Annotated in this window: 8 protein-coding genes; 4 read left to right on the top strand and 4 right to left on the bottom strand. The window is 58.0% G+C overall.

Annotation, left to right across the window (positions count from 1 at the left end):
• Positions 1–22: 22 nt before the first annotated feature.
• The 4 genes from ASB66_RS04035 to ASB66_RS04020 form a co-directional block, all read right to left on the bottom strand.
• Positions 23–448 carry a GNAT family N-acetyltransferase gene (locus tag ASB66_RS04035; protein WP_156545083.1) on the bottom strand — a complete coding sequence of 142 codons (426 nt, stop codon included), beginning with the start codon at positions 446–448 and terminating at the stop codon, positions 23–25.
• Between the two features lie 199 nt (positions 449–647).
• Positions 648–1,271 carry a sigma-70 family RNA polymerase sigma factor gene (locus tag ASB66_RS04030; RefSeq protein WP_060717511.1) on the bottom strand — a complete coding sequence of 208 codons (624 nt, stop codon included), beginning with the start codon at positions 1,269–1,271 and terminating at the stop codon, positions 648–650.
• A gap of 376 nt (positions 1,272–1,647) precedes the next feature.
• Positions 1,648–2,964 (bottom strand): lysine N(6)-hydroxylase/L-ornithine N(5)-oxygenase family protein, encoded by a 1,317-nt coding sequence (locus tag ASB66_RS04025; RefSeq protein WP_060717510.1) that lies wholly within the window; start codon positions 2,962–2,964, stop codon positions 1,648–1,650.
• Positions 2,965–3,017: 53 nt separating this feature from the next.
• Positions 3,018–7,001 (bottom strand): non-ribosomal peptide synthetase, encoded by a 3,984-nt coding sequence (locus ASB66_RS04020; protein ID WP_060717509.1) that lies wholly within the window; start codon positions 6,999–7,001, stop codon positions 3,018–3,020.
• A gap of 329 nt (positions 7,002–7,330) precedes the next feature.
• Here ASB66_RS04020 and ASB66_RS04015 point away from each other — a divergent pair, with 329 nt between their 5' ends.
• From ASB66_RS04015 to lysA, 4 genes are all read left to right on the top strand, one after another.
• Positions 7,331–8,488 (top strand): GNAT family N-acetyltransferase, encoded by a 1,158-nt coding sequence (locus tag ASB66_RS04015; RefSeq protein ID WP_060717508.1) that lies wholly within the window; start codon positions 7,331–7,333, stop codon positions 8,486–8,488.
• Positions 8,488–9,888: an MATE family efflux transporter gene (locus tag ASB66_RS04010; RefSeq protein WP_114386243.1), complete on the top strand. Its 1,401-nt coding sequence runs from the start codon at positions 8,488–8,490 to the stop codon at positions 9,886–9,888. The genes ASB66_RS04015 and ASB66_RS04010 overlap by 1 nt, the downstream gene beginning before the upstream one ends.
• A complete protein-coding gene (locus ASB66_RS04005) occupies positions 9,885–11,072 on the top strand; it encodes a PLP-dependent transferase (RefSeq protein WP_060717506.1) in 1,188 nt (395 codons plus the stop codon). The genes ASB66_RS04010 and ASB66_RS04005 overlap by 4 nt, the downstream gene beginning before the upstream one ends.
• Before the next feature lie 179 nt (positions 11,073–11,251).
• Positions 11,252–12,502: a diaminopimelate decarboxylase gene (lysA, locus tag ASB66_RS04000; RefSeq protein ID WP_060717505.1), complete on the top strand. Its 1,251-nt coding sequence runs from the start codon at positions 11,252–11,254 to the stop codon at positions 12,500–12,502.
• The last annotated feature ends 578 nt before the right edge of the window (positions 12,503–13,080 follow it).

Genomic DNA, 13,080 nt, shown 5'->3' with positions numbered 1-13,080 from the left:
CCGACAACCGATCCCTTCGGGGCTACGTGTCTCCCGTTTTAGCCAAAGGCTTCACAAGCATCAGACACGGATGCTCCTCATGCCAAAGGGTGGGGAACACTTCGGCGCGAATAAATCCATTCCGGTCATAGAAGGCACGCGTGGCATCGTATTGCGGCTCCCGTTTGCCGCGCGGCGCCAGGGTCTTCGCCGTCACCAGCCGGCAACCGGCATTGCGGGCAAAATCCTCCGCCGCTGATAGCAGGAGCCTGCCCGTGCCCTGGCGATGATAGGCCCGGCGGGTGCCGATCGCCACGATTTCCACGGCATCGGGCAGATGCGGTTTCAGCATGACAAATCCGGCCACAGTGTCACCGTCAAGGCAGCCGAACATCGGCAAGGTCTCGGCCGCCGCCGCGCAGGCATCGATCACGGCGGGCTCCGTAAACCAGTCGGACAGTTCCGACATGATGTCGCGGCAGATTTCGCCCTTGTCGGCGGTCAATTCGATAATAACAAGCACAATAATCACTCATCTTTTCAATTATTTTTATCGTAAAAACGTGGTGCGCCATTGCGGTTTCAGGCAGAAAATGCAGGCATAACGCCACCCGCATTTCAGAAATCCGCAACGGCAAGACCGCAAACCCGGTCGATGTCATCAGGCGTCAAGCCGCCGAACGATTGCAGTAAAGCGGATGCACCTCCTCGCTTAGAGGGGGCGTCGGCAACGCATCGCGTTTACCTTTGCGGCTCGAGGCTCGGCATTTCACCCCATCCGGGCAGATGGCAGCCAGGCATTGCGCATGGGCATCACGCAGCAACCCGCAGACCAAGGCGCAGGAGACACCTGCCTGCCTGGCGATAATATTTTGCGGCACACCTTCGAAAAAATGATCCTCGTAGAATTTGCGAGTCCGGGCTGGCATAGCCTCCATAGTGCAGCGGAAGGCCTGATAGGCTTCCACCTCGCGCAAATGCTCTTCGGGACTGCCGTAATCGGAAGTGTTGTCACCCTCTTCCTCAACGGCAAACAGGCCTCGCTCATAACGCAGCCGACGCATATGGTCAGTGGCGAGATTGCGCACCATCCGCATCATATAGGATGCAGGAACCGCAATATCCGGCGGCAATGGCTTTGCAACAAGTTGCAAAAGCACTTCCTGAACGATGTCTTCCGCCAAAGAAGCACAACCGGTAATCCGCCGCGCGGCCCCCAGGAGTTTCGACTTGTTCATCAGGGCAGTTTTTATCTGTTCGTCACATATGGATTGCGAAATATTGGCTATCATGTCGGGCTCGCCTTGAAATCCCAGATTGAAACCGTGGAATTCCCCCCTTATTTCTGGGGCACACTAGAAAACATGATTTAATGAGTCAAGATAAAACTGAGAGACCCTTTCCATTTCTGACAATCCATATCAACCTACTGATTTTCAATATTTATTGAATATACAATATGCGAAAATCTAAGACGTGGGATGCCCAAAACACGCCTTGATATCGATGCAACCCACGCCCGCCCGCCGCTATCCCTTGTGGTGCAGCGGCAGGGCATAGGCAGTGACCCATAGCGTCGTGCTGAACATTTGAATGGCACAATGCCATAGGGTGTTGTTTTCACATCCTGTGGTCAGAAACCCGGCTTCCACCTTTCGGTGCGATGCCTTATTCGGCAGCCTCTCCCAGACGCGAAGACATCTCGTTCGCCCTGTCCCGGCTTTCCCATTGCACCATAGATTGCGGCTGCACCAAATCGAAATAGTCATAGCCAAGCATGGCATTGACGATAACCGCACTTCTCCAGGCCGCCAGACTGAGCTGCGGTTCGGCAATGCCATGACTATGGCGCCCAGCATTCAGCACGAAAATCCGGTTTTCCTCCGGCCCATCCCACTTGAGCGAAAAATCACGATTGAGGACAGGTTCACCCAGTCTGTTATGCTCGATCCGGTCTTCAAAAGAGCGCAGGAATTCCGGCAGTTCGAAGCGATAGCCGGTGGCTGCAACAATCATGTCAACCTCAACGGTCTCAATTGCATCGTCAAAACCATTGCGCATGGTGAGCTCGATCACTGTTCCACTGCGCTTGGCAGCGATCACGTCACGGTGCGGACGCAGCGTCATGCCGTCATCCCTGCCTGCCGTTTCCAGTTGCCGCTCATACAGCCGGCGATAGAGCTTCTTCAGGGTCGACGGCGAAACACCATCACTGGCCAGAAGCTGGCGGCGGGTATGGGTGATGCGAAGGTCCTCGGCCAGACCATGGAAACGATCCATATAGGCCGGGGTAAACAGTTCATTGGTGAAGGGTGTCGCGTCGAGCGGCTCGAAATTCGCTCTGCGGCTGATCCAGTCGATCGAAGCCACGCTTTTCAAGTCAAGCAGCGCATCAACGATCTCGGCGCCACTTTGGCCGCCGCCGATCACCGCCACTCTGCGCGCCTTGATGCCGCCGAGCCGCGCGGTCGCCTCGCTGCTGTGGAAGATCATCGATTTCGGTAGACCTTCGGCCCAATCCGGCAGGGATGGTTTCTTGCCGATGCCAACCGCCATGGTGCGGGCCAGAACGCGGGTGCCATCCACATCAATGGACAACAGCCGATCCGCCGCATCGACCTGACGCACCGTTTGACCAAAGGACAGCGATGGCAGCCCACGGGCCACCCAGCCCAGATAATCGGCAAATTCCTTGCGCGGCACTGCCTCATATTCGGCATTCAAAAACTGGTAGAAGCGCTTGTGGCGAACCAGATAAGACAGGAAACTCCAGGGGCTGGTCGGATTGGTGCCTGTGACCAGATCTTTTAGGAAGGAGGTCTGCATATCGGCACCCGGCAGCATCATGCCCGGATGCCAGGAAAACGCCGGGCGGCTGTCAAAAAATTGCGCCGTAACCGCCGGGATCGAATCCAGCTGCGCAGCAAGGCTGAGATTGAACGGACCAATTCCGGCTCCCGCCAGATCGAGCACGTGGGATGTCATGATTGCACTCCAGACTGAGTTTGGAAACGAAAGGGAGGGAAACTAAGAGCGGATTACGACTTGCCCTGAATGGCGAGATCGAGCCGCTGGGCAAAGCGCTGATGAAAACGGGACTTGCCGATAATCGACAGATGGTTGGTGCCGGTCACCAATTCGCACGCGGTGGCATTGGGCGAATAGCGGCGCCAATCGATGACGCTGAGGCCCCGCGTCACTGAATCCTCAGCCGAGAAGGCATGGATGCGGAACTCCGAGGTTTTCAGCTGATAATTGCGGAAAATCATCGCGTTATCGAGCAGAACCCAGAAAATATGCTCTTCCGAGCCGATATCCGGCCCATCCACCGGCAGCGGCACGTTATGCTTGACGATATGATGCAAGAATTGCTCGTAAACCTCCGCATCCATCGCCGCCATCAGCGTCAGCCAGGCCTCGCGCATCGGTGCAACTTTTAGCCAACGTTGCACGGCGTCGTGGGTGCGCTCCCGCACGCCAGGCTCGAAATGCGGCCAGACGCCAATGGCAAATTCATCGCCCATATCGCAGACATCGACCATGCCTATCATCCGAAGATCGACGTCATTTCCGAGCTGCTGTGCGGCCTCATAAGCGAGCAACCCGCCCCAGGACCAGCCAAGAAAGGCGCAAGGCCGCCCCTTGGCCTGACTGCGCACCGCTTCGGCATAGCGAGCGGTAATATCCTCGACCCTGGTGCTGAGCGCCGGGGTTTCGGTCAGCGAATAGCAGACAAAGCCGGTGGCCGGCTGGTTTGGCCCGAGATAATCCACCAGCCGCATATATTCGCGGGTGCTGACCAGAAGACCCGGGAAGCAATAGAGCACAGGACGGTCACCGTCGCGGCGCAGATAGATCGCCCCGACCTTGTCCTCCTGCCGGTTTTCGTCCATCGCCAGCGCCAGATCCCGCACGGTCGGATAGTTGAACATGTCGGCAATGGTAAGCGGCCATTGCGGGTGCTGCATCTTCAGCCGCGATACGATCCGCACCGCCGCCAGCGACTGACCGCCGACATCGAAGAAGTTTTCGGTCACGCTGAGTTCGGTAATATCAAGGATCTGTTTCCAGACCTCCAGAATGGCCTCTTCCTTGTCGTTGGCGGGAGGGACGATGTCACGTTGCAGCTTTGGCAGCGGCAAGGCGCTGCGGTCGAGCTTGCTGTTCGGTCCCATCGGCAGTGCGTCGAGCACCATGATATGCTGCGGCACCATGTAATCCGGCAGCGCGGTGACAGCGGCGCGACGTAGATCGTTGACGTTGACATCCTCATCGTCCCGCGCCACCACATAGGCGATCAGCGCACTGCGTCCGCTATCCTGATGCAGCAGCACGACGGCCTCCGACAAGTTCGGATCGGCCCGCAGCACCGCCTCGATTTCGCCTGGCTCAATGCGATAGCCGCGCAATTTGATCTGGTGATCGACCCGACCGGCAAATTCTACCGTGCCATCTTCGCGCCAGCGGCCCAGATCGCCGGACTTGTACATCCGCCCACCATTAGTGGAAAACGGATCATCGATGAAACGCTCTGCCGTCAGCTCCGGTTGGCCGAGATAGCCACGGGCAATGCCGCTGCCGCCGATATGGATCTCGCCGATCACCCCGACCGGCACTGGCACCAGATCGCTATCCAGCACATAGATGCGACGGTCGCCGACGCCCCGGCCAATCGGCGCAACCGTACCCTCGAACCGGGTTCCTGCCGGGATTTTCCATACCATCGGCGTCATGATGGTTTCGGTTGGCCCATAGCCGTTGATCAGCATCTGCGCCTTGAGATTATCGGTCAACAAATCGAAGACCGCCTGGGACAGCGCTTCGCCGCCGAAGGAATAAAGCCGCAGCTGCGGTATCCCGCCCTTTTCCGCCGCATATTCAGCAAGGCCCCTGACATAGCTGGTCGGCAGGCTGGCATTGTTGACGCCGTGCCTGCGCATCAGCGCGAAAGCATCTTCCGGCGTCGCCAGCTTATCCGCCGTCAGCACCACGCCGCCACCCGCCATTAACGGCACCATCCAGCGCTCATGACCGCCATCCGAGGTGAAGGGCAGGACCGGATATTCGCAGGAATTCTCATCCATTTCATAGATGCGCAGCGTGGCCTTGCAATGATGCGCCAACGGACCATGCTCAACGGCAACGCCCTTCGGAATGCCGGTAGAGCCGGAGGTATAGATCACATAGGCAAGCTGGGCCGGTGCAATAGCGATAACCGGCGGCTCGGTGCTTTCCGAGGATAAATCGAGCGTGTCGAGATTGAGGATCGGCGTGCCGATGTCACGCGGCAGATCGGTGATGTACCGGCTGCGCGAGATCACCAGCGCCAGGCCCGGCGCGCTCAGGATATGGCGGTTGCGGGCCTCTGGATGATCCGGCTCGACCGGGGTAAAAGCGCCACCGGCCTTCAACACCGCCAGAATGGCGATAATCGCGTCAATGGATTTGTTCAGCGCCACGGCGACCCGGTCTTCCGGGCCGATCCCCATGGCAACCAGCCGATGGGCCAGCCGGTTGGCGGCGGCTTCCAGCGCACCGTGAGTAATCGACGTCTCGCCCTGGGCCACCGCGAAAGCTTCAGGCCTGCGCTGCGCCTGCGCCGAAATCACCTGATGGATCGGCGTGCCATCATCGATCTCCGGCTGGTCGGGATAGGGTGCTGACAGATGGTCCAGCTCTTCAGCCGACATAAAGACAATCGCGCTGACCAACTGTTCCGGCTGATGCCGCAGGGCCTCGAATGCCAGACGGAGATCGCGGGCAAACCGGTCGATCATTGCATCACTATGGCTCTGTGGATCATAGCCCAGCCGGATCGCCAGTGCCTCCGTACCCAGTCCAGAAATAGTCACGACCAGACCCGCATCGCGACGTGCAGGCGGCTCCACCAGAACGGCGACCGGCTGACCGGCCACAACTTGGGCCTCCATCTGGAGGGCGGGCCGCACATCCAGCACCGTTGCAACCACGCTGGCCGCCTCGAATCCATCATCACGTCGCGCCAGAGCATTCGTCAGCGCTTCGAACGGCAAGCGGTGGGACCGCGCGGTGACAACACCCTCGGCCAGCCGCTCGCGCACTGCACTGAGAGCCAACCGACCGTCGATCTCGCTGGTGACGAGCAACAGATCTTCTGTGCGGGTCGCAACCGGGCAATCGGCTTGCCGCGTTACCAGCCCGATCCGCTGGGCACCGGAGCCGCTATAGCGACGCAGTACAATGGCCAGCGCCGCAAGGCTGTCATGTGTCACATCCGCCACGGAAGTAGAGGCAGAGCACCCGACCTCGACGAGTTTTTCGCGCCATGCCTGCTGATCAGAACTTGTCACGCCTGCCGCTGGAGCCTGGGATGGCAGCATCGCCACCGTCTCCTGAGCAGCCAAGCGCTCAAACCAGAAATCGGTGTCGGCATCTGATGTCTGGGCGATTGCGGCACGTTCAGTCAGCCACTGCCCGACATCGAACAAACCCGCATCTTGACGCCCTAAATCAACCTGTCGATCAAGCCCATAGAGGAAATCGACGGCCAACCGGTCCAGGGCCGCCCGGTCACCAATCAGAGGATGCAATGACAACAGAGCGCCAACCGCCTGCCCCCCTGCGGTAAACAGCGTAAACTGGGCAGCGGCATCCTTTTCCAGATCAAGCGGCCTTCCAGAATAGGCAGCGGCAACCTCTTTTGACGCGACCTCCAAATCCTCACTCTTTGTCAGCTCACGCTCGGCAACAGGCACGGCATTTTGGCTCAGCATTTGATAAACGATCCCGCCCGCCCGCACCTCGAAGCGGCAGGTCAACAAGGGATGACGACGCACTAGATATTCAATCGATGCGTGTATTCTATCAATCCCCACAGACGTAAACCGAAAGCCGATAGTCTGACGCCCATAGAAAGCCTCATGCCCCGCTTGCGACAAGAGCCAGATCCGCGATTGCTGCGATGATAAGGGCCATGCTTGCCCATCGTTAAAGCCAGCCTTGGCGATGGGAGCGGTTGTTGTCGACAGATCATGAATTGTCATTACTTCCAGAGCCTCGTATTTTTCAGTTTTTGTCTGAATTTTTATTTATAATTTTATATTTTAATAAATTTCTGATATACTTTTAAAGTAAAAATGGAAAAACATGTGTTTTTTTATTATTCATTTTTTACCACGCCCTCCGTCAAATCTATTGGTTTGATGACGAATGGCAGGCTGCAAAATTCAGAAGAAAATTTCCGAAAATTAAATTTTGCGATACATGTGAATTGGCGAAGCGCCCATTCGTCTTGCTGCAAGTGGCCCTAATTTATATCGGACATGATCCATGTCCCTGCGAGTTAGGCCACGACGCAAACGGAGACATAGATATGGACGCCTCTCTCGCAACCGTGCAATCGAACACCGGCACGCCTTGCTCCAGCCTGCGCCTTCCCGCGGACGGCTTCCGCAGTTATTCCTTAAATCATTTGCAATCCTTGATTGTTGTCGCGGATGGCGAAGGCTTGCGCGTTGAACGTGACGGCTCTGCCATTGCCAGTGGACACATCGTCTGGTCAGACACGCCCCGGCTGATCGTCAACACACTCTCCACCGACCAGGGCCTGTCTTGGCAGGCAGCAGGCGAACGCGCACTTGCCGCGATGATTGAATCTGTCCTGACCTGCCATCCGGACATCCATACCCTTGCCGTAGATCTGCCGGGCCGGGTGGATGCTGCGCCCTTTGCCGCTTCCGGCATGCTCCTGCCCGCAGAGAGCGGCTGGATCGCAGAAGCCCAGGGCTTTTTCCAGCAACCGACGCTCTGGCTCGGCCATGTGCCGCCTGCCTATCCCGACATTCCAGTGATGACCAATGGCGTCTTGCATCCCCTGCGCCCGCCAAAACCGGTCGGGCCTGTCTATAGCCGCTTCATCCCCTGGCTGGAGACCGCTCTTGGCTTTCACGTCGCCTCGGCTGAAGCGGATCTGCCGCATTTCCACCGCTGGATGAACGACCCCCGTGTCGCCGCGATCTGGGAGGACAATGGCACGCTTACCCAACATCGTGACTTTCTTGAAAACCGACTTGCCGACCCCCGCACCTTGCCGCTGATCGGCACTTTTGGCGGCACTCCCTTCGGCTATTTCGAGCTTTACTGGGCCAAGGAAGACCGGCTCGGCCCACATTATGATGCCGATAGCCATGATCGCGGCTGGCATGTGGCGATTGGTGAGGATGCGTTTCGCGGCAAGGCTTATGTCAGCGCCTGGCTGCCCTCGCTGATGCACTACATGTTCCTTGCTGACCCACGCACACGGCGCATCGTCGGCGAGCCCATCCACCATCACCATCAACAGATCCGCAACCTGGATCGTTCTGGCTTTGCCAAGATCAAGCATGTGCAGTTTTCCCATAAAAAGGCTTTGCTGGTCATGCTGTTGCGCGAACGTTTCTTTGCCGACCAGCTGCTTTCGCCTGATCTGACCGGTTTGGTCGATAAGGGTGGCCTCACCGTTCCAGGGTCTTTGGCGCGTGGCGGCCTGTAATGACGTCTTCAACGACGAAAATGGCGGCGGATCTCAACGATCCGCGCATCAAACGGCTGGTGATGACGGTTGCCCTGCCCGCCGTGGCAGGATTAACAGCCAGCGCCGCCCACCACGCCGTCAATGCCATGTTCATCGGCGCGTTGGGGGCGCAGGCGCTGGCAGGCGTCAGCCTCGTGCTGCCGCTGTTTCTGCTGGTTAGCGCCGCAACCGAAGGATTGGGCATCGGCCTTGCGACGCTTCTGGCGCGCTCACTCGGTCAGGGCGATGTGAAGGCCGCGTCCTCGGTGGCGGTGACGGCCCTGGTTGCCGCCGTTCCGATGGGCATCGTGCTATCCACGCTGATTTATCTCGCCTTGCCAGCCTTCGTGATGGCGGTGGGCGGTGAAGGCGACCTTCTCGCCTCGGGCCTGACCTATGGGCGGCTGATCGCCTTTGGCGTGACGCTCGGCATATTGCAGGCGATCTGCGATTTCATTGCCATTGCCGAGGGCAATTCCCGTTTCTCAATGACGGTGTTGATCGCCAGTTTTGCCCTCAACATCGCGCTCGATCCGGTGTTCATTTTCCTGCTCGATTTTAGGGAAGCGGGCGCGGCTATTGCCACCATGGTATCAACGGTTGCAGCCCTTCTGGCCTATGCCGTTTATTTCTACCGCAGGCGGGGCAATGTCCGAATTGATCTGAGCCTGATCCGCTGGCACCTGCTGAAGCCGATCTCCAGCATCGGCATCCCGGCCTGTGCCACCAGCATCGTCACCGGCCTCGGTTTCATGGTGCTGTTGCGCCAGGCAAGCCAAAGCGGCGGTGAAACCGGTGTTGCCGCCATTGCCATTGCCATCCGGCTGATCGCCTTCGGGCAATTGCCGGTCTTCGGCTTCTGCCTTGGCGCGCAAAGCGTCGTCAGCCATGCCGTGGGGCTGGGTGATGACCAGCGGATCAAAGCCACCATTCGCTTCATGCTGATGGTCACCATTCCCGTTGCTCTCTGCTATTCCACGCTTTTGCTGATCGCAGCAGGTCCCATCGCCCGGCTGTTCACCGAAAGCCCCGAAGTTGCCGAGCAAACCGCCACCTGTCTTCGTCTGCTGTTCCCGGTTTTTCCACTGGCGGCCTTCCAATCTGTCCTGCTGGTCATGCTGCAATCACGCGCACGGGCTGGCCTGTCCGCCTTGGTCGGGCTTGCGCCAAATGGCTACATGCTGATCCCGCTGCTTATGCTTTTACCGGCCTGGCTTGGCTTTATCGGCGTTGCGATTGCGCCTGCCGCCGCTGCGGTGCTGACCGCCGCTCTCGGCATTGTCGTCGCCCGCCGCGAATGGGCGACCATACTTCCTTCCAGCGACGGCCCACTTCCCGGCCTGTCCGCACTCCATCCCGAGACAAGAGGTTTATCATGAACGAGACAGCCAGATTCGACCCCCCCGCGAAAAGTATTCCGGTTCCGCCCCCTGCCGGCTTTACCGGTCACGACCCCTTCGATGCCGCCGTGCCGCCGATCTATCAAACATCGCTGTTTCTGTTCGACAGCTATGCCGAGTTGGAAGATGTTTTTGCCGGGCGCTCCCACAAGCCGATCTATTCACGCGGCGACAACCCAACCGTCCAGATCCTCGAGAACCGGATCGCTGAAATGGAAGGTGCCGAGGCTGCTCGGGCCTTTTCCAGCGGAATGGGTGCGATTGCCGCGACCATTCTCGCCTTCGTCAATCCGGGCGACCGGATCGTCACCGTCCGCCATGTCTATAGCGATGCGTTCCGGTTTTTCGAAAAAGTACTGAAGCGCTTTGGCGTTCTCGTCGATTATATCGATGGCACGGATACCGAAAGCCTGATCGCCGCCCTGCCCGGGGCAAAACTCGCCTATCTCGAAAGCCCGACCTCCATGGTGTTCGAGCTTCAGGATTTGATCGCGGTTGGCGCTGCGGCGCGCCGTCATGGTGTGTTGACCATTGTCGATAACTCCTGGGCAACACCGCTCTATCAGAAGCCGATTGCCGCAGGCATTGATCTTGTCATCCATGCCGCCTCGAAATATCTGGGCGGCCAGAGCGATACGGTCGCCGGTCTCGTGACCGGATCGAAGCAGCATATCGCCCGGATCAACGCTGAAATCTTTCCCTATACCGGTGCAAAGCTTTCGCCCTTCGAGGCCTGGCTGGTGCTGCGCAATCTGGAAACGCTGCCGTTCCGCATGCGCCACCATCATGAAGCCGGTCTCGAAGTCGCACACTGGTTGAAAGCCAGCCAATCTGTAGGACGGGTCATGCACCCGGTCTTCAGCGATCATCCGGGCCGCAACACATTGACAGGCTTTGGCGGGTTATTTTCGTTCGAAGTGACCGATGACATCGACGTCGCGGCGTTTGTCGATGCCTTGCAACTGGTGCGAATCGGGGTCAGCTGGGGCGGACCGGAAAGCCTAGTGGTGCCTGCCAAGGCGGCACTCAGCATTTCGCCGGAAACCAATGTCTTTGCCCGCTTCGGCGTCAGCGACCGAACCATCCGGCTCAATGTCGGGCTGCATGAGGCAAAGGCGATCATTGCCGATCTGCAACAGGCTCTGGCGCAAGCCGCACGGTAAAAGCCGCTTCCCCTTGCTCGCTGAAATGATTGAAACGGCCAAAAGACCGGCGGCGCGCCTGTAGCGCTTCGCCGGTATTTTTGCCATATGTCACGCGCGCGCCATTGTTTCCCTGCCTTTACACCATGTCGCGCTCAACTGTGCCGCCAGATTTTCGAACTCGGATCGATCCATACACCATGACACGCCTTTCAAACGACACACTCACCACGCTTGCGCAAACCTACGGAACGCCGGTCTGGGTCTATGACGCAGACACGATCCGCGCCCGTATCGCGCAATTGTCGTCCTTTGACGTCATTCGCTTTGCCCAAAAGGCTTGCTCCAACACCCATATCCTGCGGCAAATGCGTGAGGCCGGGGTGGTCGTTGATGCCGTGACGCTGGGTGAAATCGAGCGGGCCAGACGGGCGGGCTACGGCGCTGGTCAGTCCTCCGGTGTTGCCGACATCGTCTTTACCGCCGATGTCTTCGATCGCAGCACGCTGGACCGGGTAGTCACGGACAAAATCGAGGTCAATGCGGGTTCCATCGACATGCTGCACCAACTTGGCGCCCGCTCTCCGGGACATCGCGTCTGGCTGCGCATCAATCCCGGTTTCGGCCACGGTCATAGCAACAAAACCAATACCGGTGGCGAAAACAGCAAGCATGGCATCTGGTTCGAGCAATTGCAGGAAGCGCTGGCCGCCGTGCGACGCTATTCGCTGACACTGGTCGGCCTGCATATGCATATCGGCTCTGGCGTCGATTACCGGCATCTGCAACGGGTTTGCGGGGCGATGGTGACGTTCTGTTGTGAGCTTGGTGCCGATATCGAGGCGATTTCAGCAGGTGGGGGACTTTCCATCCCCTATAAGGACGGCGAGGAAGAAATCGATACGGTCCATTATTTCGCACTTTGGGATAGCGCCCGCAAACAGATCGAGGAATATCTGCGCCACAAGATCCGGCTCGAAATCGAGCCGGGCCGGTTCCTGACGGCGGATTCAGGCGTGCTGCTGGCGGAAGTCCGCGCCACCAAAGCCATGGGCAACAATCATTTCATCCTTGTCGATGCCGGATTCAGCGATCTGGCCCGCCCGGCGATGTATGGCAGCTATCACGGCATTTCTGTCTTGCCCGCCCCGAATAATACCGCACCGCGCAACGACATGCCGGTGCCCACAGTGGTGGCAGGACCGCTTTGCGAATCCGGCGATGTCTTCACCCAGGGCGAATTCGGGACGATTGAAAAACGCGACCTGCCGCAGGCGCAACCGGGCGACTACGTGGTGTTTCACGACACCGGCGCCTATGGCGCATCGATGTCATCCAACTATAATAGCAGGCTCTATGCACCGGAAGTGCTGACCGACGGGGATAACCACCGGCTGATTCGCAGGCGCCAGACGCTGGACGACCTGCTGGCGCTTGAAACAACGGCATAAGCCAAAGTCCTCACGAGAGTCAGGCAGAGCAAACTCTGCCGATGGCAAGGGTGAATATGCTCAAGGCGGTCAAATGCCTGAGCATATTCGCAGGCCGAATGCGGCAAGGCCTAAGCCAGAGTTGGCGACAGGCATTTAACGAGATCCCTGACAGAGCCGCACATTTTATAACCCACACAAAGGATGCTGTAATACGTTATATTTCTTGGATGATTTTGCATCGCAACACGCGAATTTACCCCTAAAAACGCCCAGAGTCACAGCAGGGCTCGTGCCACAACAGACCACAAACACGAAGTTTGCGCGCGCAAAACTGACCTGATCTGGGGCAGTCGCCAATCGTAAACGCACCATACGGGCGTGGAAGGCGTCAATGTTCAGATTTTGTTTCCATTGAAATTGACCCGTTTCAATTTCAAATTGACATTGACCCCCTGCTTGTAAATGCTACACTGCAACATGACGCATAATAAAGCACATTTTCAAACACCACCAATAGTTACATTTATTTTCCAATATTAAAACAGCATTTTCTGAATTTTATATTTGCGGGCAGTCCAGTCCTCCCAATTTCCGGC

Origin of the sequence: Gillisella vitis, from assembly GCF_001541345.2 — a bacterium.
GTDB classification, from domain to species: domain Bacteria; phylum Pseudomonadota; class Alphaproteobacteria; order Rhizobiales; family Rhizobiaceae; genus Allorhizobium; species Allorhizobium vitis.
Note: the sequence above shows the minus strand (reverse complement) of the source record. Positions and strands in the feature narration are given on the sequence as shown.

Coding starts and splice junctions, on each gene's coding strand:
- ASB66_RS04035 (WP_156545083.1), bottom strand. CDS start 448: ATGTCGGAACTGTCCGACTGGTTTACGGAGCCCGCCGTGATCGATGCC.
- ASB66_RS04030 (WP_060717511.1), bottom strand. CDS start 1,271: ATGATAGCCAATATTTCGCAATCCATATGTGACGAACAGATAAAAACT.
- ASB66_RS04025 (WP_060717510.1), bottom strand. CDS start 2,964: ATGACATCCCACGTGCTCGATCTGGCGGGAGCCGGAATTGGTCCGTTC.
- ASB66_RS04020 (WP_060717509.1), bottom strand. CDS start 7,001: ATGACAATTCATGATCTGTCGACAACAACCGCTCCCATCGCCAAGGCT.
- ASB66_RS04015 (WP_060717508.1), top strand. CDS start 7,331: ATGGACGCCTCTCTCGCAACCGTGCAATCGAACACCGGCACGCCTTGC.
- ASB66_RS04010 (WP_114386243.1), top strand. CDS start 8,488: ATGACGTCTTCAACGACGAAAATGGCGGCGGATCTCAACGATCCGCGC.
- ASB66_RS04005 (WP_060717506.1), top strand. CDS start 9,885: ATGAACGAGACAGCCAGATTCGACCCCCCCGCGAAAAGTATTCCGGTT.
- lysA (WP_060717505.1), top strand. CDS start 11,252: ATGACACGCCTTTCAAACGACACACTCACCACGCTTGCGCAAACCTAC.